Origin of the sequence: Nocardia sp. CA-290969, assembly GCF_050936135.1 — a bacterium.
Classification (GTDB): domain Bacteria; phylum Actinomycetota; class Actinomycetes; order Mycobacteriales; family Mycobacteriaceae; genus Nocardia.
Window position 1 is genome coordinate 2335219 of record NZ_JBNJNJ010000001.1, and the last position, 25385, is coordinate 2360603.

Sequence of the window (25385 nt, forward strand, 5' to 3'; positions counted from 1 at the left end):
CGACCGGCTAGTTCACCGGTCGCTCACCGGTGAGGAAGTCTCCGATCAGTCCCGCGACTTCCCCGGGCCGCTCCAAATGCAGGAAATGTCCCGTATCCGCCACTGTTTCGGTAACGCCGCCCGCCGGTGCGAGTACCTCACCCACCCGCGCCGCGAACACCGGATGCATGGTGGTATCCGCCGAACCGTGCAGGTAGAGCATCGGCACCCGGGGTGCCTGATCCCAGTACCGGTGCGGTTCGGCGTAGGGCTCCGGAACCCGCGCCGGGCGCCGGAAGGCGCGATAGTAGGAGAGGGCGGCGGTCCGATGTGCGCCGGTGGGCAGCGCGGCGAGCGTATGCGCGATATCGGCGTCTGCCGGATACCCGGGGGACCAGTCGTGCCAGAGCCGGGGTACGAGCCGGTCGAGACTCCGTTCGGCGATTCCGGGCAACTGGTTGAACAGGATGTACCAGCTGTACCGCAGCTGCCGCAGATACGCACCCGCCGACCGCAGGGCCGTTGCCGGCCGCGGCCGCATCGCCGGAACCGGCGGCACCGCGAGCGAGACCACCCGCCGGAACGGGCAGTCGGGCCGGGCGGCAATCGTATTGGCGGTCAGTGCGCCCCAATCGTGCCCGATGAGGACGGCATCCTCGGGGCTGCCGAGCGTTCGGTGCAGGGCCAGCGCGTCGTAGGCGAGAGCGCCGAGGTGGTAGTCGCCGTCCCCGGGTACGGCGGTCGGGGCGTAACCACGGGTGAACGGTGCGATCACCCGGAACCCGCGATCGGCGAGCGCCGGACCGAGGTACCGCCAGGTCCACGCGCTGTCCGGAAAGCCGTGCAGGCACAGGGCGAGCCGGCCGCCGGGCGCGCCCCAGGCCAGCGCCGTCATCGCCAGATGGGGCAGTCCGAATTCCACGGTCTCCGGTTCCCGCATACGTTCTGTGTTCATCCGGTATGTCCTCTCCGATCTGCCCGCCACGGTAGCGGCCCGTACCCGGATTCCGCCCCGCCGTCGTGGCGTTCGCAGCTAGCGGTATGCTCACAGCCCCCGGGAGAGGTAGCTGTGCCGGTGCTGCGGACGGGCTCGGATTCCGCACAGCCGATAGGCTTCGATTCGCACAGCCGCGGGGTTGTTGATGTCATATGTGGCAATGTTGTTCGGGGATCGGAGGAGCTAGCCCATGGCGCGCAAGGTCGTCATCAGTTTGATCGATGACCTCGACGGCGAATCACCCGCGGCCGAAACTGTGGTGTTCGCATTCGAGGGCGTGAAGTATGAGATCGACCTGACCGAAGCCAACGCGGGGGAGTTGCGCGCAGTCTTCGGCAAATGGACCCCGTTCGCCCGCCGGGCCGGCCGGGCCGGGCGGACCAAACGGGAGCGGGCGGGCGGATCGGTATCGGCGAAGGTGATCCGGGAATGGGCGCAGCGCAACGGGCACGAGGTATCGGCGCGCGGCCGTATCCCGGCCGGAGTACTCGCCGAATTCCACCGGGTGAACGGTTAGGACCTCACCGCGGTGTGGGCCCGTTGCGCATCCGGGCCCACACCGCGGCTGTATGTAACGTGTGTAGTCCCGGACCCGCTCCCGCCGTGCGTTTTTCACGCATCCGGCCCAGCGGCCGGGCAGTACATCACCCGACGCTGGGCGCTCCGCCGCGGTTGCCGGGCTTGTAGGCGATCCCGCCGACCATCACGTTCTCCTCGGGATACCGTTCCCGCAGCGGCGGGCCGGCCGGCCACCACTCCTCCAACTGGACCAGTCCCGGTGGGATCAGTTCGAGATCGCCGAAATATTCGAGGATTTCCTCGGTGGTGCGGTACCAGCCCGAGCCCAGGCCCTTTTCGGTGAACCGCCGTTCGAGTTCGCGGGCCAGCGCGTGCAGTTCCGGCTCCCCGGGGCCCGGATCGTGGAAGTGGCTGATCGCCAGAAATGAACCCGGAGGCAGTAATTCGATGTACTCCCGCATCAGTCCGGCGGGGTCGAACTGGTCGTCGATGTGGTGGAGCAACCCGCACAGAATGAGCCCGATGGGCCGGTCCATATCGAGGAATTTGGTGATATCGGCGGCGCGCAGCAGGGTGCCCTCCTCCAGGAGGTCCGCCGATACGAAATGGGTGTTCTCGTTCTGTTCCAGCAGAACCCGCCCGTGCGCGTTGCACACCGGATCGTTGTCGACGTAGACGACGTGGGCGTCCGGATTCTGCTGCTGGGCGATCTCGTGCGTATTGGCCACCGTGGGCAGCCCCGCGCCGACATCGAGGAACTGGTCGATACCCGCGGGGCCGGCGAGATACCGGATCACCCGGTGCAGCCAGCGCCGGTTCATGATCGAGACATCACCCTGCCGCGGCGCTACTTCCAGAATCTGTTCATACGCGGCCCGGTCGACGTCGTAGTTGTCCTTGCCGCCGAGGCTGTAGTCGTAGACCCGGGCGATGCTGGCGCGGGTGGTGTCGACCCCGACAGGTTTACGAATGCCGGCCCGGGTTGCCCGTTCGGCCATGTCGACCTCTCTCTGCACGAATGAACAAGACTGGAGCTGTGAATCAGATCACAGCATAGAGCGTCGCGGCACGATCCGTCGGTTATCCGGCGCTGTCGACACTGTGCAACCGCGGCGCCGGTGCGGCGCGTTTGTATCCGACCCCGCCGATGACGACCCGCTCCTCCGGTAGCCGTTTCCGCGTGGACGGCCCGGACGGCCACCAATCCTCGAGCTCGGTGAATCCCGGCGGGATGAGTTCCAATCCGTCGAAGTACCGGAGTTGCTCCTCCCGGGTGCGGTACCAGCCCGAGCCCAGCCCCATCTCGGTGAAGGCGCGCTCCAATTGTTTGGCGAGCGCGTGCAGTTCGGGATTCTCGTCGGCCGGGTCCCAGAAATTGGTGATGGCCACATACGAGCCGGTGGGGAGCCGGCTGATGTACTCGCGCATGAGTCCCGGCGGGTCGAGGTCGTCGTCGAGATGGTGCAGCAGCCCGCACAGGATGACGGCGATCGGCCGGTCCGGATCGAGGTACTGCATCACGCTCTTGCTCTCGAGCAGCGTGTTCTCCTCGAGGAAATCACCGGAGACGAAATGGGTGTTCTCGTTCTGTTCCAGCAGAACCCGCCCGTGCGCGTTGCACACCGGATCGTTGTCGACGTAGACGACGCGGGCTTCCGGGTTCTCCTGCTGTGCGATCTGGTGGGTATTGCCCACCGTCGGCAGGCCGGCGCCGATATCGAGGAACTGATCGACACCGGCCGGACCGGCGAGATACCGGACGACCCGGTGCAGCCAGCGCCGGTTCATCCGGGAGACATCGCCCTGGTGCGGCGCGATCTGCAGGATCTGTTCGAAAGCGGCCCGGTCGACGTCGTAGTTGTCCTTGCCGCCGAGGCTGTAGTCGTAGACCCGGGCGATGCTGGCGCGGGTGGTATCCACGCCCACGGGTGCGCGAACCCCGGTCCGGTGAGCCGGTTCGGCCATGAAAACCTCTCTCTACGTTGTTGTTCGAACACCGATGCTAAGACCGCGCATGCGCCGGACCGAGATCAGGCCCCGCCGTCGCCGCGTTCGAGAACCTTGCCGGGCAGCCAGCCGCCACCCAGATGGGTGACCCGCCACCAGTCGATATCGATGACGACCGCGGTGACCGGGGTCGCGAAGAAGGGCTCGATCTGCGGTTCTTTGCGCAGCAGGGCCTGGAATGTTTCGTCGCGGTCGCTGTCGTCACGCAGGGTGACGGTGCCCAGACCCTGCGCGAACGGGTCGGCGATACCGCCCGGAACCACCTTCACGCCCACATTGGGGTTGGCGCGGAGCTGGTTCAGGGTCCGGCCGGAGTTCTCCAGAATCAGGGTGAGCCGGAACAGGTCTTCGTCGAGGTTGGCGAAGAATGCGCTGGTGGCCCAGTTGACGCCGTCTTTGGAGGTCGCGAGGTCGATGCTGGAATGGGAGAGGATCTCGGTGAGCTTCTTGCGAATCTCGGTGGTGGTGACGTCGTCGGACATTCGGCCCTCCAGTGTGTTCTCGGTTGTGCGGTGCGGTGTTTCGGTATCGGGCTGCCGGCTACCGGTGCGGCGAGCCGGCTGTCCGGGTGGTTCCCGGGGGAGCGGTGGCGTGCAGCCTAACGGTCCGATTCGGCGCGATCCCGGCGGGGGCCGATTCTTGATTCGCGAGAAATCCGTTGGCATACAGGCTGTTACGCGCCGGTAAAGCGATCGGAATGTCGCCGGGGAATCGTCGGCGGATAGCCGGTGCCCGCGGGGCCGCGGAATTCGGCGCGCTCGTGCTCGGAAGACACATCGGCGAACCGGCCGGTCGGTTGTCGCAACCCGGGCGGGCGGAAGGTATGCTCGGTACCGCTTCAGTGGTACCCGCACCTGCTTCCGGTGCCCTCATCGGTGTCATCTCCCCAGGTCTTCGTGGTTGCGAGGCCGGATCGTCGTGTCGTGGGGGAGTTTACGCAAGGAAACCCGCTACCGCGCGTAAACAACCGAGAAGCTACCGGTAAGCGGCGCTGTAGAATTCGAGTGATCGGTGTGCGGTGTCGGGTTGCCGTGAGGATGCCGGTCTCGCCCGGTGCGGGCGCGTTACCGAAAATTTGGGCTTACCACAGAGTAAGATCGCCTGCCGACCGGTGCGGTTCGTCGGTGGCGGGCGCCGTACGATGCAGCACAGCACGAACTGGCCAGAGGCGATCATGACAAACGAGCAGGACGATTCCGATATCCCGGACAAGACGGAGGCCGACCGTGGTCCCACGGTGCTGCGTATCTCGCTCGGCAGCCGTCTGCGCCGGTTGCGTGAGGCCTGCGGGATCAGTCGTGAGGACGCCGGCGAACATATTCGCGGCTCACACGCCAAGATCAGCCGCCTCGAGCTGGGTCGCACGAGATTCCGGGAACGGGACCTGCTGGACCTGCTGAAACTCTACGGAGTGGACGATCCGGAGAAGCTCGCCGTCTATCTGGATCTGATGAAGAAGGCCAACGATCCGGGGTGGTGGCAGCCGTTCAACGATCTGCTGCCGTCGTGGTTCGAAACCTATATCGGGCTGGAGCAGGCCGCGACCACGATCCGCACGTACGAGGCGCAGTTCATCCCGGGCCTGTTGCAGACCGAAGCGTATGCGCGTGCGGTGATCAAACTGGGTTACGACGACGACACCGAGCGCCGGGTCGGAATGCGGATGCGCCGTCAGGAAATCCTCAGCCGGGCCACGGCGCCCACGCTGTGGGCGGTGGTGGACGAGAACGCGCTGCGCCGGCCGGTCGGGGGTTATCCGGTTCTGCGCGGGCAGATCGAACACCTGATCGCGGTGTCCGAGCGTCCGAATGTGAAGATCCAGGTCCTGCCGTACGAGGTGGGCGGGCATCCGGCCGCCGGCGGTTCGTTCAGCATTCTGCGTTTCCCGGAGCCCGAGCTACCCGACATGGTCTATATGGAACAGCTGACCACCTCGCACTATCTCGAGAAGAAGCACGAGGTGGAGGTGTACATGACCGTGATGAACAAGCTCAGCGTCATCGCCCCCACTCCGGGTGAGAGCCGCGACTTCCTGCGCCGGGTGCTCGGCGACCTCCCCGAGAAATAGCACGCCCCGATATGCCGCTCCGCCGGCTGCGCGCCCCCGAATAGGGGAGCGGTAGATCGCGGTGCGCGGGAACAGTTTTCACGTAGCCGGCCGGTCTGAGGGCATCGGCCCGGGTCTTGCCCGGCCGAAAGGCGATTCGGTAGTTCACTCGCCGACATACATAATGGACAGCGGCGACGAACGATGTGACTACATAGATATGCGCATTAAACGATGTTTCATCCGATCCCGCCGTCGGACACCCGACCCGAAACTCACGACACAGCACCAAAAGGAATCCAGGACCTCCTTGGTGGTAGGAAAGAGTGCGTGGCCGCGACAGGTGATAACTCTGGCTCCGTTCGTTCTCGTGCTGTGTCGGAGGTGGTGGAGCTGGTCAGTACGCTGATCCGCTTCGACACCTCCAACACCGGCGACCCGGCCACCACGAAGGGAGAGCGGGAGTGTGCCGAGTGGGTCGCGCGGCAACTGGAGGACGCCGGTTACACCACCGAATACGTGGAATCCGGCGCGCCCGGGCGGGGCAATATCTTCGCCCGGTTGCCGGGGGCCGATTCGAGTCGTGGCGCGCTGTTGCTACACGGGCATCTCGACGTGGTGCCGGCCGAGGCGGCCGATTGGAGTGTGCACCCGTTCTCCGGTGCGGTCCAGGACGGATACGTCTGGGGCCGCGGGGCGATCGATATGAAGGATATGGTCGGCATGATGCTGGCCGTCGCCCGCCAGTTCAAGATGGAGGGCACGGTACCGCCGCGCGATCTGGTGTTCGCCTTCCTCGCCGATGAGGAGAACGGCGGCAAATGGGGGTCACAGTGGCTGGTGCGGAACCGGCCGGATCTGTTCGAGGGGATCACCGAGGCAGTGGGGGAGGTCGGCGGTTTCTCACTGACAGTGCCGCGCCCGGACGGCGGGGAACGCCGGCTGTACCTGGTGGAGACGGCGGAGAAGGGGCTGGGCTGGATGCGGTTGCGGGCCAAGGCCCGCGCGGGGCACGGCTCGTTCCTGCACGAGGACAATGCGGTGACCATTCTGGCGGCCGCGGTGGCGCGACTGGGCACGCATACCTTCCCGCTCGTCCTGTCCGATTCCGTGGCGGAATTCCTGGCGGCGGTATCGGAGGAGACAGGTCTCGCGTTCGACCCGGGTAGCAAGGATATCGAGGGCACGCTGGCGAAACTGGGGTCGATATCCCGGATCATCGGTGCCACCCTGCGGGATACCGCGAACCCGACCATGCTGAACGCCGGGTACAAGGCGAACGTCATCCCGCAGACCGCGGAGGCGGTCGTGGATTGCCGGGTGGTGCCGGGGCGGCTGGCGGAGTTCGAGCGGGAGGTCGACGAGCTGATCGGTCCCGATGTGGAGCGTGAGTGGGTCACCAAACTGGATTCCTACGAAACGACTTTCGACGGCCATCTGGTGGACGCGATGAACGCGGCGATCTTGGCGCACGATCCGCACGGGCGTACGGTGCCCTACATGCTGTCCGGCGGTACCGATGCGAAGGCTTTCGCGGATCTGGGCATCCGGTGCTTCGGGTTCGCGCCGCTGCGGTTGCCGCCGGAGCTGGATTTCGCGGCACTGTTCCACGGTGTCGACGAACGCGTGCCGGTCGACGCGCTCGAATTCGGCACCGATGTCCTGGAACACTTCCTGTTGCACAGCTGATCCGATTCGAGAGAGGGTTTCCATGACCTACAACCCCTATGACGCCTTGCCGTCGGTGCCGTCGTTCACGGTGACGTCGGCGGATGTGACCGAGGGAGCGCCGCTGGCCAACGATCAGGTCAGCGGTGTGTTCGGCGCCGGTGGGAAGGATGTGTCCCCGCAGCTGAGCTGGTCGGGCTTCCCGGCGGAGACGAAGAGTTTCGCGGTGACGGTCTACGACCCCGACGCGCCGACCGCTTCCGGTTTCTGGCATTGGGCGGTGGCGGATATCCCGGCGTCGGTGACGGAACTCCCCGCCGGTGCGGGCAGCGAGGGCGGTACGCTGCCGGCCGGGGCGGTGATGTTGCGCAACGACGGTGGTTTCGCCGGATACGTCGGTGCGGCTCCGCCGGCCGGCCACGGCCCGCACCGGTATTTCATCGTGGTGCACGCGGTGGACGTGGAATCGCTCGGTGTCCCGCCGGAAGCGACCCCGGCGTTCCTCGGGTTCAATCTGTTCTCGCACACGCTCGCGCGGGCCACCCTGGTGGGCACATACGAACAGAAGTAGCGTGTGAAAAGTACTGTGGCCCCGGCGTTTCCGCCGGGGCCACAGTACTTTTCAGACGCTGGTTCAGCCGCGAACGTCGATAACGGTGGCGGGTGCCTGTTCCGCGTAGAGGGCGGTGATCTGTTCGGCGTACTTGCCGGCGATCGGCGCTCGTTTCAGCGACATTTTCGGGGTGAGCTCGTCGCCGCCCGGCTCCCATACGGTGTCGACGATGGTGAACCGTTTGATCTGTTCGACCCGGGAGAGTTTCGCGTTCCCGGCCTGGATGGCGGCGCGGACGTCGTCGACGATCCGGGGGTGGCGGGCCAGGGTGGCGATATCGGCGTCGGTGGCGTCGATTTCCTTGGCGCGGATCGCGGCCATATCGGGATCGAGCATGATCAGCGCGGTGATGTACGGTTTGGCGTCGCCGATCGCGACCGCCTGGCCGACGAGGGACGAGGCAGCCTTGACGGCGTTCTCGATATTGCTCGGGGCGATGTTCTTCCCGCCCTCGCTGATGATGAGTTCTTTCTTGCGGTCGATGATCCGCAGATAGCCGTCGGGGTCGAGGGTGCCGACATCGCCGGTGTGCAACCAGCCGTCGGCGTCGAGGGCCTCGGCGGTCTTGTCGGGCATCCCGCGGTAACCGTGGGTGATGATCGGGCCGCGAACCAGGACCTCACCGTCGTCGGCGAGGCGGAGTTCGAGCCCGTCCACGGCCCGCCCGACCGATCCGGGACGGGGTTTGTCCAGTTCGGTGTAGGTGGCGACGCCACTGGTTTCCGACATACCCCAGACCTCGGAGACACAGAAGCCGAGCCCGAGGAAGAATTCGAGGGTTTCCGGCGGGATGGGGGCCGCGCCGGAGGAGGCGACGCGCAGTTCGTCGAGGCCGAGGGCAGCGCGCAGCTTCGCGAGCAGGAGCTTTTCGGCGACCGCGTGCTGGATGTTCAGCAGCGGTCCGCGGCCGGTGCCGGCGAGATCGGCTTTCGCGGCGGCGATTCCGGTGGCGACCGCCCAGGTGGCGATGGTTTTCTTCGCGCCGGTTTCGGCGGCGATCTTGGCTTCGACACCGGCTTTGATCTTCTGCCAGACCCGCGGGACACCGAAGAAGATCGTGGGGCGGGCATCGGGCAGGGCCGCGGCAATTTCCCGGGGGTCGGGAACCGTGGTGATCTGGATTCCGGTGACGAGGTTGATGGCGTGCCCGGAGATGCGGTCGGCGACGTGGGCGGCGGGCAGGTAGGACAGGGCGCGGTCGTCGATGCCCACGTCGAGGGGGCCGCTGCTCAGGGCGAGGAGCTGGGCGAGCACATTGCCGTGCGTCAGTTCCACGCCTTTGGAGGGGCCGGTGGTGCCGGAGGTGTAGATGAGGGTGGCGAGGTCGCCGGGTTCGACCGCCTGCCAGGCGGCGTCGAAATCGAATTCGGGGTCGGGATTGTTCTCCAGGTCGGCGAGGGTGGTGGCGCCTTCGGCGGTGCCGTCCACGACGACGAGATGGTCGATGGGGACCCCGGCGGCGCGGATGGTGCCGAGGAATTGCTGCTCGGTGATGACGATCTTGTTGCCCGCATTGGTGAAGACGTGCGCGATCTGTTCCGCCGAGCAGGTGTTGTACACGGAGAACGGGGTGGCGCCGACGTGGAGTGCGGCGGTGTCGAGCAGGTTGAATTCCGGCCGGTTGGTGAGCATGATGCCGACGGTGTCACCGCGCGTGAGCCCGAGTCCGGCGAGGCCCGCGGCGAGGACACGGACCCGTTCGCCGTATTCGCGCCAGGTGATCTCCTGGGTTCCGCCGACCGTGCGCAGGGCGACGGCGTCGGGCCGGAGGGTGCGGGTCTGCTGAAAGGCGGCGGGCACCGTGTGGACGGTGGTGCCGGTGGGGTGCGGGTAGGCGATATCTGTTGTCATGGGTCCGTTCCCGAGTTGCTGGGGTTCCGGGCACTCGCTGGGCCCACGGGCAGGCTGCCCGGTGGGAGCGGCCCGTGGTCGAGTGACGTGGATCACCAATGGTAGCCGGGGAACGGAAATGGTGGAGCTGTTCTGTCTGGGTCAGCGGCTGGTGGCTGCGACCTCGTCGTCCCCGGCCCACGCGGTGGCGAGAATCGGTTCTGCCGGGTCGCGAGGCGGGATCCAATGCCCGCGGTGGCGGCGTTTGGCTTCGAGGTAGGCGGCGGCGCGTTCGCTGAGCGGCGGGGTGTGCAGCGGTTCGGGGACGACGTCGATATCGGCGGCGCGCAGGGCCTCGACCTTGTCGGGATTGTTGGTCAGCAACCGGACCTTGGTGAGCCCGAGCGTCCGCAGGCTTTTCGCGGCGTGTGCGTAGCTGCGTGCGTCGGCGCTGAAACCGAGCTCGCGGTACGCGGTGAACGTGTCGACCCCGGTGTGTTCGGCTTTCCGGTAGCCCAGGGCCTTCGCGATCAATCCCTCGCCGCGCCCCTCCTGCTCGAGGTAGACCAAGACCCCGGCGCCGGCTTCCTGGATGAGGTCGAGGGATTTGCGGAGTTCGGGCCCGCAATCGCAATCCTGGGAGCCGAGTGCTTCGCCGTAGAGACAGCGCGAGTGGATCCGCACCAGGCAGCCGTCCGCGGGTTCCCCGAAGACCAGTACGTGCCCGAGAGACGGCCCACCGTCGACGGCGAACACCTCCAGCTGGATCTCGTGGCCGTTGCGGCTGAACCGGTGCCCGGTGGCGCGAGCGGAGGTCTCCGCGACTGCGGTCAAGGTCGGTACTCCTTCGATGATGTGTCGATACCGCAAAAGTGGGTGGGGCCGTGCCTCCGCAGCGCACGGCCCGCCGATCGGGACATCGTTCCCGTGCGAGGGCGGGCCGTTAGGTGACTTTACGCCTGCCTGCACGAATACGCACTCGGTGCGCGGCGGGTCGGTGAGGTCCGCCGGCCGGGACGGGCCCGGGGTGATGCCCGTCGGTCCGGGCATCGGTCAGTGCCTTTCGGAGGTGAGCCGGATGATGCGGTCCACCTCGTCGGCGGTGGGCATGGCGCCGGGTACGTCACCGGCGAACGACTGCGTGGCGACCATCGCGGCCGTGGCCCAGGTGTAATCCTGTTCGTCGGCGACCCGGCGGGTGGGGCCGCCGTCGCCGTCCGGGACCGGGGGGCGCGACAGCAACCGGTACACCAGTGCGGCGGAGAAGGCGCCGCGTGAGCCCGGTACGTCGGTGAGTGCGGCGGCCTGGAAGCGCGGGATGTCGAGGGCGAGCCGATCGGATCGGACGGTGCAGCCGAAATCCTCGACGACACAGACGACGCGGGTGCCGAGCATCTGCAGTTGCCGGGCGATATGGGCGCCGGATTGGGCGGGTATCTCGGGGACCATGCTGTCGAGTTCCTGGGTGGAGCCGATCAGGTAGTCGACGGTGGACAGGTAGCGGTAGAGGATCTGCGGGGTTTCGACCTCGGCCGCGGTGAGCAGCAGGGTCGGTCGCTGCGGGAGCGCCTGCAGGGTGGACAGGACCTGTTCGATCACCGGGAGCGGGGGTTCGAGGGTGACGAGAACGGCGTCGGTTTCGGTGAGCGCGGTCCGGACGGCGGGGCCGGTGAGTTCGGCGGCGGTGAGGCGGATGCGATCGTCTTCGCAGAAGATGGTGCCCGCGATCCCGGTTCTGCTGACGATGAGCGCGGTGATCGGGGTGGCGGCGTCGGGTACGACCTTGACCAGCGAGGTGTCGACCCGTTCCGCGCGTAGGTAGTCGAGGATGCGGTGCCCGGCCTCGTCGTCGCCGACCGCGGTGACCAGCCGGACGTCGAGACCCAGGCGGGCGGCGGCCACGGCGCGGTCGAGGCCTTTGCCGCCGGGATTGTCGCTGAACCGGCCGCGGGCGAAACCGCGGGCGTCGGGGATCTCGTCGACCTGGTAGATGTGGTCGATGACGGCGTCGCCGACGACGGTGAGGCTGCCGCTCGCGGCGCCGCTGCCGTGGCGGTTGCCGCCGCGGGCGCTCCGGGTATCGGTGTAGACGTTGCCGGTGACCAGGAGCGCGGCCAGGGCGGTGAAGGCGCGGCGTTCGGGGGTGGCGCGCAGGGAGCGCACGGTGGGGGCCGGGGGGATGGCCTCGGCGTCGGCGATCTCGTGTAGCCGGCGCCAGTGTGCGGAGAGGTATTGGCGCCGGTCGCCGAGGTCTTGCGAGTAGAGGCCGGCGGTGTCGATATCGGTGGTTTCGGTCTCGCGGAGCAGGCCGAGGGAGAGTTCGGCGTCGGTGATCACGCGGTGGGTCGGGGGGAGGCGGCGGGCCAGTTCCCGGACGACGGGGAGGACGGCGGCGGTGGGGGTGGTGCCGTGGGCGGCGGCATAGCGCCGGATGACCGGGAGATCGAGCAGGGGGGTGATATCGATTTCGGTGGTGGCGAGGCGGTCGGGGCTGAGCCCGGAGCGTTTGCAGAGCCGGGTCAGGATGTTGCGGATGGCGACGATGGCGGTGTCGTCGGTGGGGGACATACCGCTCACCTTTCTGGTATTTCGCCGTCGCCGAGGGGTTTCGACCCGGTCACTATCGGCAATAACCATAGTGCAGGACGGCGTTTGACATTTGCATTGACCCGCGGAACTGTCAAATGACACACTTGAATCAGCGTTTTACCTCGATCAGAGGAACGGGAGGGCCTGGTGATGACAATGACGACAGCCCGGTTCCGCGGACACCGTTATCCAGCACGTCGCCGCGCCGCCTGCGCCGGGACGGACCCGGAGGCCTTCTCCGCGACGGCGCGCTGAGCGCCCGGCAGTCCGTCCTTATCCCGACGGCAGCGATGCCGTGCCGGCCGGAGACCGGCCCGGTCTCGGTGCCGAGCCCCCTGAGGAGGCAGCTGTGACCATCCATATCACCGACTGGCTGATGACCAGCGGTATCTCCCCCGAATTCGCCGAGCGTGTGCAGACCCGTCACGGATCGTCGTGGCTGTTGAGCTGGTTGCCGCAACGGGCCCTGTCGTTCGAACAGGCCTATGCCGCTATGGAACTCGACGAGATCCTGTCCGATCCCCGGCTGGTGCACGACACCGCGGCACTTGCCCGCGCGCACGAGCGGGTGGAAGTGGTCGGACTGGTGTGGGAGCAGGTCGTGTATCTGCTCGCCGCTCGGGTCGAGGCCAGGTTGATGGAGGCACAGGTCCTGCGGGACCCACCGGCCACCGAGCCCGCCCCGTACCGGGATGATCCCGGCGCCATCCGCAGCGGATCCGCCGCCTGAGGCGTTTGCCCGTCCGGATCAGTGGTGGGTGGTGTGGCCGGCGCCGACGGCGTCGGCCACACTGCGGTATCCACCGGCGCGTAGTCGTGCGGCGATCCCGCGGTGGATGCGCCGCGTCCACAGTGGTCCGCCGTAGATGAAACCGGTGTAGCCCTGGAGCAGGGAGGCGCCGGCGAGGATACGTTCCCAGGCCTGATCGGGGGTTTCGATACCGCCGACCGAGATCAGGGTGATCCGGTCACCGACCCGGGCGTACAGCCGTCGCAGCACTTCCAGGGAGCGTTCGGCCACCGGTGGTCCCGACAGTCCGCCCGCGCCGAGGGCGTCGACCTCCGCGCGATCGCTGCGCAGGCCGTCGCGGCCGATCGTGGTGTTGGTGGCGACGATTCCGGCCAGGCCGAGCTCCACGGCCAGGTCGGCGACCGCGTCGACGTCCTCGTCGGACAGATCGGGTGCGATCTTCACCAGCACGGGTACCCGCACACTGTCGAGGACCGCCGCCAGGACGGGCCGCAGCGACTGCACGGCTTGCAGATCGCGCAGCCCCGGTGTGTTGGGGGAACTGACGTTCACGACCACGAAATCGGCGTGCGGTCCCAGCAGCCGGGCGCTGGTGGCGTAGTCGCCGGCGGCGTGTTCGGCGTCGACGACCTTGGTTTTACCGATATTGGCGCCGATCGGCACCGACGGAACCCGGCCGTGCAGCCGGGACGCCGCGGCCGCGGCGCCGTGGTTGTTGAAACCCATCCGGTTGATCAGGGCGCGGTCGGCGGGCAGCCGGAACAGGCGCGGCTGTGGATTGCCCGGCTGGGCGGCCGCGGTAACGGTGCCGACCTCGGCGAATCCGAAACCGAGTGCGCCCCAGGCGTTCACTCCGGTGGCGTCCTTGTCGAAGCCGGCGGCCAGGCCGAGAGGTGCGGGGAAATCGACCCCGAAGACGGTGGTGCGCAGCAACGGATCCGGGACGGCGAACAGGCGGTGCAGCAGCGCCCGGGTGGGGGCGAATGCGGTGGCGGCGCGAATGACCCCGAAGACCAGCCGATGGATCCGTTCCGGCGGCACCAGGAACATCAGGCGCAGCAATAATCGGTACAGCACGCTCATAGCTCCGTGGTGTGGCCCGCCGGGCTGCTGAGCGCGGTTTTGCGGCGGCGCAACAGGACGCGGCGGCTGCCGTCGGTATAGGCGCGGACGCGGGACAGCTCCCAGCCCCCGAATTCGGCCTGGATCGCGAGTCGCATGGAGGCGGTGACCCGGGTGACGTCGGGCGGCAGGCGCAGCGGGATGTACTCGTAGTCGTCGGTGGTGGATTCCCAGCCGGCCGGGAGTTTCGTCCGCGTCGCCGCGCCGTGGTGCGTGGATGCCATCACTGCCCTCTCTCGCGCTGGTCCGCGGATATCCGTTGCAGACCTGGTTCGGTGGCGGAGCCGATGTAGAGATCGCCGGTGTCCGGGTCGACGGTGGCCGCGTTCGGCTGCCGGACGGTGGGGTAGCGGCCCACCTCGCGCGGTGTTCCCGTCGACAGGTCGTAGCCGACGATCTCGTTGCTCTGCGTGCACGTCACCCATACGGTGTCAGAACCCCGGTCGTAGGTGAGTGCGTAAGGCGACGATCTTACCGGGTAGCGCTGCCGCAGGACGAGTGGATCGGTGGTGAACACCAGTAGCTGGCCGCTGTCGGGGTCGGTGACGATCACCCGGTCGAAGGAGGCTTCGACGAGGTTCGCGGCGCCGGTTCCGGCGCGTAGCGCCAGGCCCAGGTTCTCGTAATCCGGTTCGATCTCGGTGAGCAGGGTCTGGCGGCGGTCCAGTACGGCGAGGGTGTCTCCGGTGAGGGCGATCGCGTCGGCGGAGGCGAGCCCGGTGACGGTGCGCCTGATCTCGCCGTCGCGGCCGAGGACCAGGATCCGGCCGTCGGCCGTGCCGGCGATCAGGGTGCCGTCCGGGCGGGAGCGCACGCTGTGCAGGTCGCCGTCGACCGGGATTTCGGTGACGTCCCGGCCGGCCCCGTCGATCCGCAGGATCATCCCGTCGGCCGCGGCCAGGAATTCGCCCGGGGTCCCGGCGGTGACGGTACGGGCCGGGCGCGGGAGCCGGACCTGATGGCCGGTGGGCGGCCGGGTGGCGGGGTCGAGAACGGTGAGTGTGCTGCCGGACGGGTCGAGGCCGGCGAGCAGCCCGCTGCCGGGATCACCGGCCAGGACCGTCAGCGGAGTGGGGACCGGGTAGACGTCGCCGGCCGGGGTGGTGCCGACCGGCGGTGATACGGCCGGTGTCGCGGGTTCGCGGGTGGGTGCGTCGCCCGCACCGGTCTCGGAATCGCCGGAGCAGCCCGCCAGCAGGGCAGCGGTGAGCAGCAGGACGGCGACGGTACCGCGCGATCGCCGGTGTCGCGCTCGTCTCGCCGGCTCCGGAAACGACCGATACTGCATGCGATTATCTGATCACGACCGGATGTGCCCGCCTGTCGGCGGGGTCCGGGGGTGTCGGCGCCGGGTGTCGCGCGGGCTGGGGTTACCGTACGGATCAGACGGTGCGGAGTTCAGGAGTTGACGATGCACGAGGTGCCGGGATTTTCCGCCGAGGAAGTGACGACGGGTCCGTTCGCGCACGGGTTCGGCTGTACCGGAGACGGGCGGTCGTTCGCTTTCCGTACGGTCCGGGCGACCCTGCAACTGGAGATCTACCGAGCGGATCTGGATTCGGAGGTGCCCGGCCCGGACGATGTGGTGGCGGTGGCCGAGACACCGGTGACCGATATCGATCTCGACGATGCGCGCAGTGTGGTCGCCGCGGTACGAGATCTGCTGCCGCGCGCTGCTTCCCCGGCGGGGAGCCGTAATGTTCCGACCGTACGGGCGCTGCTCGCCCGTATCGGGTCGGTTATCGAAGGTAGGCAGTGAGTGGTATGCAGGACGTGATGCGGTACACACCTGTTCTCCGTCTGGGACGCGCGCTGCGCGTCGGTTTCGCCGTGGCGGCGTCGGCCGCGATGGTACTGGTCGCCGGATGTGGGACCGGTGCGGACGAGGACGCGGTGGCCGCGGCCCGATCGTCGGCGAAGGCGGCACTGTCGTCCTCCGCTGCGGCGACTTCGCGGGCACTGGCATCGCGGTCGCTGCCGACGGCGGCGGAACTGGACGCCCGGATCAAACAGGCGCTGGATCCCGCGCTGCCCGATTCGGAGCGGACGGCGCTGATCGAGGACGGCGAGGCGTTCGAGGACGCGATCCCGGATATGTACAAGGCGTTGCAGGACAATCCGCGCGCGGTGTACGGGGTGACCGATCCGGTATTCGACAATCACGACGGCACGGTGACGGCGACGCTGCGGCTGGACAAGGACGGTTCGGGTACGGCGGTCCGCACCACCGTCGTGCATTTCATCTATCTGGACGGTGCGTGGAAGCTGTCGCGGACGGATCTGTGCGGGATCCTGCGTTCGGCCGATTACCGCACCCCGGCCTGCGGGTAGTAGCGGGCCGGCGAGATGTTGACGGCGGGGACCCATCGGTGGGGTCGTTTCGTGTACCGGCACCGGGTCGCGGTGCTGGTGGTTTCCCTGATCCTGGTCGGATTGTCGGGACTGTTCGGCCGGGATCTGGCGGACCGGCTCACCCAGGACGGCTGGTTCGACGAGTCCAGTGAGTCGGTGGCGGCCTCGAAACTGGCCGACGCCACGTTCGGTCGCGATACCGACAGCGATGTGATCGCCCTGTACACCGCGCCGGCCGGAACGACGGTCGACGATCCGCGGGTGCGGGCGGCGGTGACCGCCCAGCTCGACGGCCTGCTCCGCGACCATCCGGACCGGGTGCTGCGAATCGACAGCTATTGGGACAGTGCCCTGTCGGGGCAGTTCGCCGACGATTCCCGCACGTACGCGTTCGCGAGTATCGGCCTGCGCGGTGAGGGTTCGGCGACGGTCGACAACTTTCTGGCGATCACCGGTGATCTGGACGCGGGCGAACCGGGGTCGGGTCCCGGTGGCACCACGGTGCAGTTGGCGGGGCTGCAACCGGTGGTGGAGGGCATCAACACCGGGATGCAGGACGATATCCGGCGCGCGGAGATGATCGCGCTGCCGCTGGTGGCGTTGCTGCTCTACTTCGTGTTCGGCGGCGTGGTGGCGGCGCTGCTGCCGGTGCTCGTGGGCGGGATGACGATCCTGGGCACGCAGGGCATCATGCGGCTGCTCACCGGCCATATCGAGGTGAATGTTTTCGCCGGCGCGGTGGTGACCCTGGTGAGCCTGGGCCTGGCGATCGACTACGGCCTGTTCACGGTGACCCGGTTCCGCGAAGAGTTGGCCGCGGGGCGCACGGTGGAGGACGCCGTGTCGCGGACGGTGGCGACCGCGGGGCGCACCGTGATGTTCTCGGCGGCGATCATCGCGGTGAGTCTGGGGGCGCTGTTCATCTACCCGAACGGCGTGCTGCGGTCGGTGCCGTACGGCGGGATCAGTTCGGTGCTGCTGGCGGCGGTGCTGTCGGTGACCGCGCTACCGGCGATGCTCGCGATCGTGGGCCACCGGGTCGATCTGTGGCAGTGGCGCCGGTTCGCCCGCGCGAGCACCGAGGCCGAGATCGATCGCGGGATCTTCTCCCGGCTGGCGGTGTGGGCGATGGCGCGGCCGTGGGCGGTGATCGTGCCTGTGGTGCTGGGTCTGCTGCTGTTGATGGTGCCGTTCCGGCATATCGAGTTCGGCGGGTTGAGCGAGAAGTATCTGGCGCAGGACAACCCGGCGCGGGTCGCGCAGGAGAAGTTCGACGCGTTGTTCCCCGGTTTCCGCACCGAACCCCTGCGGCTCGTGGTGACGGGCGCGGACGCGCAGCAGCTGAGCGATATCCGGTTGCAGGCGAGTATGACGCCCGGTTTGACCGGCCCGTTCGAACCGGCGGCGCCGACCCGCGACGGGATCAATGTGCTGGAAGCGGGTCTGGTGGACGAGCGCGCCGCGGATACCGCGATCGCGGTCCTGCGCGGTATCGAGGAGCCGGACGGGGTGCGGGTGATGGTGGCCGGTGTCCCGGCGCTGGAACGCGACAGTATCCACGGGCTGCTGGAGGGTCTGCCGCTGCTGGCGTTGCTGCTGGTGGCGGCGGCGCTGGCCTTGATGTACGCGGCGTTCCGGTCGCTGATCCTGGCGGTGAAGGCGGTGGCGATGTCGGCGCTGAGCCTCGGTGCCACGCTCGGAATCCTCACCTGGATCTTCGTCGAGGGACACGGCGCGGAACTGTTCGATTTCACACCGGGCCCGCTGATGTTCGCGGTGCTGGTGCTGATCGTGACCGTGGTGTTCGGGTTGTCCACCGACTACGAGGTGTTCCTGCTGTCGCGGGTGGCCGAAGCACGGGCGAACGGCGCGGACCCGCCGGAGTCGATCCGCTACGGTATCGCGCACACCGGCGGGGTCATCACCTCCGCGGCGGCGATCCTGATCGTGGTCACGGGCGCGTTCGGGTTCTCGGAACTGGTGATGATGCAGTACATCGCCTACGGGATGATCGCCGCGCTGATCCTGGACGCCACGGTGATCCGGATGCTGCTCACCCCCGCGGTGCTGAAACTGATCTGGCGGGCGAAACCGTCCGGCAGCACCGGCGCTGCCCGGCCGAAGCCGGAAGCGGCGGTTTCCGCGGCCGGTGAAACCCGGCGGTGAGCGCCCACGCGGGCGTCGGCCGCCGGTCGGGATGCGGCCGGGAGCGGCGCCCCACCGTTGTCGATCCGATGCGCACAGAGTTGCCCGCCAACCGGACCGCTCGTCAGCCGCGGGCGGGCCGGGCAGGCAGGACCAGTTGCGCGCCGGTATCGGGGTGGTCGAGAACCTCGACCGGGTATCGGTAGACCCGGCTGAGCAGTTCCGCGGTGAGGACCTCGCGCGGTGCGCCGGCGGCCGCGAGCCGCCCGCCGTCGAGCACGGCGACCCGGTCGGCGTAGGCCGCCGCGGAGGCCAGATCGTGCAGAACGACCACCACCGCGGCGCCGGCGGCGGCCCGGTCGGCGGCGAGGGTCAGTACCGCCTCCTGATGACCGAGGTCCAGGGCCGCGGTGGGTTCGTCGAGCAGCAGGGTCGCGGTGTCCTGGGCCAGGACCCGGGCCAGCGCGACCCGGGCCCGTTCCCCGCCGGAGAGGCTGGGAAACGACCGTCCGGCCAGATGCGCGCAGTCGGTGGCGGCCATGACCGCGGCGATCACCGCGTCGTCCTGGTCGGCGTGGGAGGTGCGCTGCCAGGGCGCGCGGCCCATGGCGATCACCTCGGCCGCGGTGAACGGGAAACCGACGGTGTGCGATTGCGGCAGCACGGCGCGGCGGCGTGCCATATCGATCGGCGTCCAGTGGCCGAGCGGCCGGCCGTCGAGTTCGACGCTGCCGGCGCCGGGTTCGAGTTCACCGGCCAGTACCGCGAGCAGTGTCGATTTACCGGCGCCGTTCGGCCCGACCAGGGCCAGCACTTGTCCGGCGACGACGTCGAGATCGACCTCGTCGAGAACGCGGCGGGTGCCGCCCCCGCCGCCGTGCCGGTCCAGGGTGATGCCGCGGGCGCGCAGGGTGACAGCCCCCGGCGCGGTGTCGGCGGGCAGGTCGTGCGCGCGTTGTAGCAACCCGGAGATGCGGCGTCGCACAGGGATGTGTGTGGCGTCGAGCGTGCCGGGTCCGTCGGGGCCGGGCGCGTGCTCTGCCCTGCTGTGCGGGGCTGCCGGTGCCGGCTCGGTTGTGCCGGCCCGGTCCGAGACCGACCCGGGTCGTGCGTGATCGCGTGCGGTTGCGTCCGCCTCCCACTTGCTCATGCCCATCCTCCGGCTCGGGCGCGGGTTCGGCGCAGCAGCCAGAAGAAGAACGGCCCGCCGATGAGTGAGGTGAGCATGCCCAGCGGGAGGTCGGCGTTGTCGACCAGGGAGCGGGCGGCGACATCGGCGGCCAGCAGGACTACCGCGCCGGTGACCGCGCTGACCGGGATCAGCGCGCGATGACCCGGCCCGACGATCATGCGCACCACATGCGGGACGATCAGCCCGACGAACAGGATGATCCCGGTGAACGCGACCCCGGCGGTGGTCAGGACGGCGACGATCACGATCACTGTGCGGCGCAACCGCTCCACATCGACGCCGAGGTGCCGGGCCGCGGATTCGCCGAGGGCCAGCAGGTCGAGTCGCGGGGCGACGAACACTGCGGCCGCGATCCCCCCGGCCGTGAGTACGGCCACCACGGCAACCGAATCCCAGGTGGCGCCGTTGAGGCTGCCGAGCTGCCAGAACACGATCTGGTCGCGGGCGGCGGGGGAGGCGATGAACAGCAGAAAGGCGATGAGCCCACCGGCGAACGCGTTGATCGCTACTCCGGTGAGAACCAGGGTCACCACTTCTGTCCGGCCCCCGGACCGGGACAGCACGTACACCAGGATGGTCGTGATCAGCCCGGCCACGAACGCGGCGGCCGCCACCGACCAGGCCGCCACGAACGCACCACCGAACACGATCACCGCGCCCGCCCCGACCGCGGCGCCCGACGACACCCCGATCACCCCGGGCTCGGCGAGCGGATTGGCGAAAACCCCCTGCAGCAGGGCGCCTGCGGTGGCGAGTGCGGCGCCGACCAGGATCGCGAGCAACACCCGGGGGAACCGAACCTCCCACAGGGTCACCTCACCGGCCGGGTGGGCGGGCAGCGGACCCCAGTCCAGCCCGATCCGGTGCGCGACACTTCCCGCCACCTCGGCGGGGGCGGTCGGCACCTGCCCGATAGCGGCGGACGCCAGCGCGAGTGCGATGAGCGCGAGCGTGGCGACGGTGAACGCCAGTACCGCGCGGCGCCCGCGGTGCCCCACGTCCGGGACGCTCGGCCGTTTGTCGAGATCGACGGTCATGCCGCCGCATCCCTCGGCTCGTCGTGGCGCCGGCGCGCTGCCGGGTTCGGCCGCACCCGGCATCCGGCGCGACGATGAGCGGTGAGCGTAAACCCGGTACGCTCCGCCGATTCCGGGCCCGACCCGTCCATGCGCTGCTGGCGATTGGTCCACCCGGGTGCGCGGCGGCCGAAGCGCGGGCGGCGGTATCGCACTGCCCCTCCGGGCCCGATCTCCTCATGCTGTGTCCGTGGCGGATGAGCCGCGGTTCTGAGTTCTGCGTGCCGCCGCGGCGGGGCGACCGTTCCCGGACCTGGCTCGCTCATGCGGTCGTCTGTCCGTAGATCGCGTCGGACAGGGCCGTGATGACGCGCCCGGTGTTCGGGCCGAACGACAGCAGCACCGAATCGGACATGTCGACGATACGTTTGTTGCGCCCCGCGGGGGTCTGGGCGATCCCGGGGATCTGGGCGATCCCGTCGACCCCGCCGATCGATTTCATCCCGTCGGTCATCACCAGCAGCACATCCGGGGCGGCGGCGATCATGGCCTCGCTGGTGATCGCCTGGAACGGTTCGTTCACGCCGGATTCGGTTCCGGCGTCGCGGGCGCCGAGCGCGGCGATCAGCGCGTCCGCGCCGGAACCGCGGCCGGCGAGCATGGTGATGGCGCTGGAGCGCAGGTACAGGAAGGCGATGCGCAGCGGCGGGTCCTGGGCGGGGACGGCGGCGGAGGCGGCGGCGATCTCGTCCTGGGTGCGCTGGGCGAGCTGCTGCCCGCGCTCGGGCACCCCGAGCGCGGCGGCGACGGCCTCGATCTGCGGGACGACGCCCTCCATGGTGCGTTGCGGATCGAAGTAGACGACGGTGACCCCGGTGGCGCGCAACTGTTCCCGGACCGCGGGCGCGGCACTGGTGGTGTCGGTGAGGAAGACACTGGGCCGCAGCGCCAGGATCGATTCCACGTTCAGCGCGCCGTTCCCGCCGGTGACGTTCGGCAGATCCGCCACGGCGGGGAACGACGCGGCGGTACTGCGGCCGATCAGGTTGTCACCGAGGCCGAGCGCGTACACGATCTGGGCGAGCGTGCCGTAGCGGTCGGCGGCCACGATCCGGCTCGCGTCGGTGACGGTGACGTCGGTGCCGTCGAAGGACCGCACCGTGGCGGGTAACGCCGGGGCCGGGGCCGGGGTGAGCGGTACCGGGTCGAGATTGTCCAGGACCGCGGTGGCCGGCCCCTGCTGCCCGGTGGCGCCGGCGGGTTCGGTGCCCCCGCATGCGGCGGTGAGGACCAGCAGTCCGGCAGCGAGGACGGCCAGCAGTGCGCGGACCCGCCCGGTCGGCGCCCGGAAGTAGCTCGTTTCGTATCGTCTGCGCGGGAGCGCAGCCCCTCCGTGGTTACTTTTCGTTACCGCCTCCGGGCCGGACTCGCTCATGCAGGCAAGGCTAATCCGTGCCGGTGTGGGGCGGGTGCCCCCGCCCCGGCTACGGGGTGGAGCTCACATCGTCGAGCGCGGCGGCTATCGCCCGCGGCAGTTCGAGGGTTTCGGCGGCGAGCACCCCGGTCAGCTGGCCCATATCGCGGGCGCCGACGAACATGCTCGCGACGCCGGGCCGGTCGCGTACCCAGGCCAGGGCGACCGCCAGCGGTGAGGTGGCCAGCCCGTCGGCGGCAGTGACGAGGGCATCGACGACGGCGGTGGCCCGGTCGTCGTCGAGGCGGCCGCGGATCTCGGCGGCGGTGGCTTCGTCGGCGGCGCGGGAATCGGCGGGGACACCGTCGCGGTATTTGCCGGTGAGGATGCCCGCGGCCAGCGGCGCGGTGGCCACGATCCCGGCGCCGTGGTGGGTGGCGGCGGGCACCGTATCGTCTTCGGCGCCGCGGGTGAGCAGCGAATACGGGGCCTGCACGGCGGTGATCGGGGCGCGCGCGGCCAGGCTGGCCAGCTGCCAGGCGGTGAAACCGCGGACTCCGGCGTAGCGGACCCGGCCGGAGCGGATCGCGTACTGCAGGGTGTCGGCGATCTCGTCGAGCGGGGTGGCCGGATCCCAGGCGGTGACCTGCCAGAGGTCGAGATGGTCGGTGCCCAGCTCCAGCAGGGTGCGGTCGAGCTGGCGCAGCAGGGTGCGGCGTGAGCAGTCGACGGTGATACGCGCCTGCTCGGGGGTGGGGGGTTCGCTGCCCGGGGGAACGGCAGGGAGGTAGGGCACCTGCCCGGCGCCGGCGCACAGGACCAGTTCGTCGCGCGACACCAGATCACCGAGCAGCTCCGCCAGGATGCGCTGGGCGGCGCCACCGCCGTAGGCGGGGGAGGTGTCGACAAGGGTGCCACCCGCTTCGGCGAACGCGATGAGTTGCGCGGCGGCGGTATCGGCGTCGGTGCGGCTGCCCCAGGTGTGGGTGGCCAGCCCGATCCGGGAGACGCGCAGTCCGCTACTGCCTACGGTGCGCTGTTCCATCACCGAGTCCCCGTGCGCAGGAGAAACAGCGCGAACGAGTCGGTCCCGGAGGTGGCGGCGACGCGGGACCACCCAGGGTCCGCGTTCAGGCCCGATGGACACGGCATGGTGCGACGTTTCCTCACGGCGCCCAGCCTAGAGCGTGACCGCCCGCTGCCCGTTCGCGGCGAACCGTGGGCGCGGCGTGTCCGGCCGTACCGGCCGCCGCGCGCGTCCGGGCCGGCGCACTGTAGGGTCGCTGCGGCTGCGGGTCCGCGCGATCGTGTTGTGGCAGCGGTGCCGTCGACAGCGAGGAAAGCGCGGAGTTCGTGGTTCAGGAGGATGTGTGATCGGCGAGTCGATGACCTGGGTGCAGGCGCTGGTGCTCGGGTTGGTGCAGGGATTGACGGAGTTCCTGCCGGTTTCGTCGTCGGGACATCTGCGGATCGTGTCGTCGGTGTTCTTCGGCGACGACGCGGGCGCGTCGTTCACCGCGGTCACCCAGCTCGGTACCGAGGCCGCGGTGTTGCTGTTCTTCGCCAAGGACATCTGGCGCATCGTGCGCGTATGGTTCGCGACCGTCTTCGAGAAGCTGAGCGCCCGTTCGCGGGAGACCGTGCCGCTGGCCGAACAGGTCACGACGAAACTTCCGGTGGTCACCGGTGCCGGCCCCGTCGGTTACGACCCCGATGCGGACGCGCAGCGCGAACTCGATTACCGCATGGGCTGGTATGTGATCATCGCCACGATCCCGATCGGGGTACTGGGTTTCGTCTTCAAGGACCAGATCCGTACGGGCGCACGCAATCTGTGGCTGGTGGCGATCATGCTGATCGTTTTCGCGCTGGTGATCGCGGCGGCCGAGCACTACGGCCCGAAACAGCGTCCGCTGGAACAACTCACCACCCGCGACGGTCTGGTGATGGGTTTCGCGCAGTGCCTGGCGCTGATCCCGGGTGTTTCGCGGTCGGGCGCCACGTCCAGCGCGGGCCTGTTCCTCGGGTTGAAACGGGAGGCGGCAGTGCGCTTCTCGTTCCTGCTCGCGATTCCCGCGGTCACCGCGTCGGGGTTGTTCAGCCTGCCGGACGCGTTCGAGCCGGCCGGGGACGGCTTGAACGCGTCGGGCGCGCAACTGCTGGTGGCGACGCTGATTTCGTTCGTGGTCGGGTACGCGTCGGTGGCGTGGTTGCTGCGGTTCGTGGAGAAGCATTCGTTCTACTGGTTCGTCGGATACCGGATCGTGCTGGGATTCGTGATCATCGGTTTGCTCGCCGGTGGGGTCGTGTCGGCGACATGAACCGGGCGGGAAGCGGCGCCGGTGCGGCGGCGCGGGGCGGGCTCGCCGGACGTCGGCGCGCCGCCACGGCCGTTAGGCTGACAGCATGACGGTGATCCTGCTGCGACACGGCTTGTCGACCTCCAATTCCGCGGGGACACTCGCCGGGCGCAGTCCGGGAGTGGAACTCACCGATCGCGGGGGCGAACAGGCCCGTGCCGTCGCGGCGCGACTGGCGAATCTGCCGATCACCCGGATCGTCACCTCGCCACTGCTGCGCTGCCAGCGCACGGTGTCGCCACTGGCGGCGGACCTGGAGCTGGAACCGGTGGTCGACGACCGGCTCGCCGAGGTCGACTACGGCGAATGGACCGGCCGCAAGATCGGTGAGCTGCTGTCCGAACCGCTGTGGCAGGTGGTGCAGCGGCATGCGTCGGCCGCGGTCTTCCCCGGCGGGGAAGGGCTGGCACAGGTTCAGGCGCGCGCGGTGTCGGCGATCCGGGAACACGATCGCGCGCTGGCGGAGTTGCACGACGGGGATCGGCTGTGGGTGGCCTGCACCCACGGTGACGTGATCAAGTCGGTACTCGCCGATGCGCTCGGGATCCATCTCGACGGATTCCAGCGGATCATGGTCGAACCCGCCTCGCTCAGCGTTGTCCGTTACACCCGGACCGCGCCGTTCGTCACCCGGATGAACGACACCGGTTCGGACCTTTCCGGTCTGGCGCCCGCGCCGGCCCCCGAATCCGGGGCTTCGGGCCCGGTACCCGGCGGGGAGATCGGTGCGGGAAGGAAAGACGGATAATGGGTATGCCCGATACCGGCGGATGCGCCACCTCTC

The 25385-nt window shown here is 68.9% G+C and carries 24 protein-coding genes; 10 read left to right on the forward strand and 14 right to left on the reverse strand.

Going from position 1 to position 25385, the window contains the following annotated elements; all coding sequences use genetic code 11:
* Positions 1-7: 7 nt before the first annotated feature.
* Positions 8-934 carry an alpha/beta fold hydrolase gene (locus tag ACQEVO_RS10890; RefSeq protein ID WP_432911722.1) on the reverse strand — a complete coding sequence of 309 codons (927 nt, stop codon included), beginning with the start codon at positions 932-934 and terminating at the stop codon, positions 8-10.
* A gap of 232 nt (positions 935-1166) precedes the next feature.
* On the opposite strand from ACQEVO_RS10890, the gene ACQEVO_RS10895 reads away from it, so the two are divergent.
* Entirely contained in the window at positions 1167-1493 is a 327-nt protein-coding gene (locus tag ACQEVO_RS10895) for a histone-like nucleoid-structuring protein Lsr2 (RefSeq protein WP_432911723.1), read from the forward strand.
* A gap of 127 nt (positions 1494-1620) precedes the next feature.
* Here ACQEVO_RS10895 and ACQEVO_RS10900 read toward each other — a convergent pair whose 3' ends face one another.
* From ACQEVO_RS10900 to ACQEVO_RS10910, 3 genes are all read right to left on the reverse strand, one after another.
* Entirely contained in the window at positions 1621-2493 is an 873-nt protein-coding gene (locus ACQEVO_RS10900) for an SAM-dependent methyltransferase (RefSeq protein ID WP_432911725.1), read from the reverse strand.
* Between the two features lie 82 nt (positions 2494-2575).
* Positions 2576-3460 carry an SAM-dependent methyltransferase gene (locus tag ACQEVO_RS10905; RefSeq protein WP_432911727.1) on the reverse strand — a complete coding sequence of 295 codons (885 nt, stop codon included), beginning with the start codon at positions 3458-3460 and terminating at the stop codon, positions 2576-2578.
* Positions 3461-3525: 65 nt separating this feature from the next.
* A complete protein-coding gene (locus ACQEVO_RS10910; RefSeq protein ID WP_432911729.1) occupies positions 3526-3984 on the reverse strand; it encodes a hypothetical protein in 459 nt (152 codons plus the stop codon).
* Positions 3985-4676: 692 nt separating this feature from the next.
* Between ACQEVO_RS10910 and ACQEVO_RS10915 the strand changes: the two genes are divergently transcribed.
* The 3 genes from ACQEVO_RS10915 to ACQEVO_RS10925 all read left to right on the forward strand — a co-directional run bounded on the left by ACQEVO_RS10915 (position 4677) and on the right by ACQEVO_RS10925 (position 7788).
* The gene (locus ACQEVO_RS10915) at positions 4677-5570 is read left to right on the forward strand and encodes a helix-turn-helix domain-containing protein (protein WP_432911731.1); all 894 of its coding nucleotides are present in this window, start codon (positions 4677-4679) and stop codon (positions 5568-5570) included.
* A 309-nt stretch (positions 5571-5879) separates the two neighbouring features.
* Positions 5880-7238 (forward strand): M20/M25/M40 family metallo-hydrolase, encoded by a 1359-nt coding sequence (locus tag ACQEVO_RS10920; protein WP_432911734.1) that lies wholly within the window; start codon positions 5880-5882, stop codon positions 7236-7238.
* 22 nt (positions 7239-7260) lie between these two features.
* Positions 7261-7788 carry a YbhB/YbcL family Raf kinase inhibitor-like protein gene (locus ACQEVO_RS10925; RefSeq protein WP_432911737.1) on the forward strand — a complete coding sequence of 176 codons (528 nt, stop codon included), beginning with the start codon at positions 7261-7263 and terminating at the stop codon, positions 7786-7788.
* A gap of 63 nt (positions 7789-7851) precedes the next feature.
* Here the strand turns inward: ACQEVO_RS10925 and ACQEVO_RS10930 are convergent, their stop codons facing one another.
* The 3 genes from ACQEVO_RS10930 to ACQEVO_RS10940 form a co-directional block, all read right to left on the reverse strand.
* Positions 7852-9681, reverse strand: coding sequence for an AMP-dependent synthetase/ligase (locus tag ACQEVO_RS10930; protein WP_432911739.1), 1830 nt, complete (start codon positions 9679-9681; stop codon positions 7852-7854).
* 141 nt (positions 9682-9822) lie between these two features.
* Positions 9823-10494 (reverse strand): GTP cyclohydrolase II, encoded by a 672-nt coding sequence (locus ACQEVO_RS10935; protein ID WP_432911742.1) that lies wholly within the window; start codon positions 10492-10494, stop codon positions 9823-9825.
* A 219-nt stretch (positions 10495-10713) separates the two neighbouring features.
* Positions 10714-12228 carry a carbohydrate kinase family protein gene (locus ACQEVO_RS10940; RefSeq protein ID WP_432911745.1) on the reverse strand — a complete coding sequence of 505 codons (1515 nt, stop codon included), beginning with the start codon at positions 12226-12228 and terminating at the stop codon, positions 10714-10716.
* Between the two features lie 370 nt (positions 12229-12598).
* Here ACQEVO_RS10940 and ACQEVO_RS10945 point away from each other — a divergent pair, with 370 nt between their 5' ends.
* Positions 12599-12979 carry a hypothetical protein gene (locus ACQEVO_RS10945; RefSeq protein ID WP_432911748.1) on the forward strand — a complete coding sequence of 127 codons (381 nt, stop codon included), beginning with the start codon at positions 12599-12601 and terminating at the stop codon, positions 12977-12979.
* Between the two features lie 18 nt (positions 12980-12997).
* Here ACQEVO_RS10945 and ACQEVO_RS10950 read toward each other — a convergent pair whose 3' ends face one another.
* The 3 genes from ACQEVO_RS10950 to ACQEVO_RS10960 are packed head-to-tail and all read right to left on the reverse strand — an operon-like array spanning position 12998 to position 15410.
* Positions 12998-14074 carry a quinone-dependent dihydroorotate dehydrogenase gene (locus tag ACQEVO_RS10950; protein WP_432922549.1) on the reverse strand — a complete coding sequence of 359 codons (1077 nt, stop codon included), beginning with the start codon at positions 14072-14074 and terminating at the stop codon, positions 12998-13000.
* 5 nt (positions 14075-14079) lie between these two features.
* Complete coding sequence (locus ACQEVO_RS10955; protein ID WP_432911751.1) at positions 14080-14346, reverse strand: DUF5703 family protein; 267 nt, start codon at positions 14344-14346, stop codon at positions 14080-14082.
* Positions 14346-15410 (reverse strand): hypothetical protein, encoded by a 1065-nt coding sequence (locus tag ACQEVO_RS10960; RefSeq protein WP_432911753.1) that lies wholly within the window; start codon positions 15408-15410, stop codon positions 14346-14348. Before ACQEVO_RS10960 ends, ACQEVO_RS10955 begins: the two co-directional genes overlap by 1 nt.
* 123 nt (positions 15411-15533) lie before the next feature.
* On the opposite strand from ACQEVO_RS10960, the gene ACQEVO_RS10965 reads away from it, so the two are divergent.
* Genes ACQEVO_RS10965 through ACQEVO_RS10975 form a run of 3 tightly spaced genes read left to right on the forward strand, consistent with a single transcriptional unit; the run spans position 15534 to position 18640 of the window.
* Positions 15534-15881 carry a hypothetical protein gene (locus ACQEVO_RS10965; RefSeq protein WP_432911755.1) on the forward strand — a complete coding sequence of 116 codons (348 nt, stop codon included), beginning with the start codon at positions 15534-15536 and terminating at the stop codon, positions 15879-15881.
* Between the two features lie 5 nt (positions 15882-15886).
* On the forward strand, positions 15887-16453 hold the full coding sequence (locus tag ACQEVO_RS10970) for a hypothetical protein (RefSeq protein WP_432922552.1): 567 nt from the start codon (positions 15887-15889) through the stop codon (positions 16451-16453).
* 15 nt (positions 16454-16468) lie between these two features.
* Positions 16469-18640, forward strand: a complete 2172-nt coding sequence (locus ACQEVO_RS10975) for an MMPL family transporter (RefSeq protein WP_432911758.1) — start codon at positions 16469-16471, stop codon at positions 18638-18640.
* Between the two features lie 103 nt (positions 18641-18743).
* On the opposite strand, the gene ACQEVO_RS10980 is transcribed toward ACQEVO_RS10975, so the two are convergent.
* The 4 genes from ACQEVO_RS10980 to ACQEVO_RS10995 form a co-directional block, all read right to left on the reverse strand.
* Positions 18744-19592: a heme ABC transporter ATP-binding protein gene (locus ACQEVO_RS10980; protein WP_432922555.1), complete on the reverse strand. Its 849-nt coding sequence runs from the start codon at positions 19590-19592 to the stop codon at positions 18744-18746.
* A 173-nt stretch (positions 19593-19765) separates the two neighbouring features.
* Positions 19766-20848 carry a FecCD family ABC transporter permease gene (locus tag ACQEVO_RS10985; RefSeq protein ID WP_432911761.1) on the reverse strand — a complete coding sequence of 361 codons (1083 nt, stop codon included), beginning with the start codon at positions 20846-20848 and terminating at the stop codon, positions 19766-19768.
* 301 nt (positions 20849-21149) lie between these two features.
* Positions 21150-22262 carry a heme/hemin ABC transporter substrate-binding protein gene (locus tag ACQEVO_RS10990; protein WP_432911764.1) on the reverse strand — a complete coding sequence of 371 codons (1113 nt, stop codon included), beginning with the start codon at positions 22260-22262 and terminating at the stop codon, positions 21150-21152.
* Between the two features lie 49 nt (positions 22263-22311).
* The gene (locus ACQEVO_RS10995) at positions 22312-23286 is read right to left on the reverse strand and encodes an aldo/keto reductase (protein WP_432911767.1); all 975 of its coding nucleotides are present in this window, start codon (positions 23284-23286) and stop codon (positions 22312-22314) included.
* Between the two features lie 340 nt (positions 23287-23626).
* Between ACQEVO_RS10995 and ACQEVO_RS11000 the strand changes: the two genes are divergently transcribed.
* Positions 23627-24562 carry an undecaprenyl-diphosphate phosphatase gene (locus ACQEVO_RS11000; RefSeq protein WP_432922558.1) on the forward strand — a complete coding sequence of 312 codons (936 nt, stop codon included), beginning with the start codon at positions 23627-23629 and terminating at the stop codon, positions 24560-24562.
* Between the two features lie 85 nt (positions 24563-24647).
* Positions 24648-25349, forward strand: coding sequence for a histidine phosphatase family protein (locus ACQEVO_RS11005; protein ID WP_432911770.1), 702 nt, complete (start codon positions 24648-24650; stop codon positions 25347-25349).
* Positions 25350-25385 lie beyond the last annotated feature (36 nt).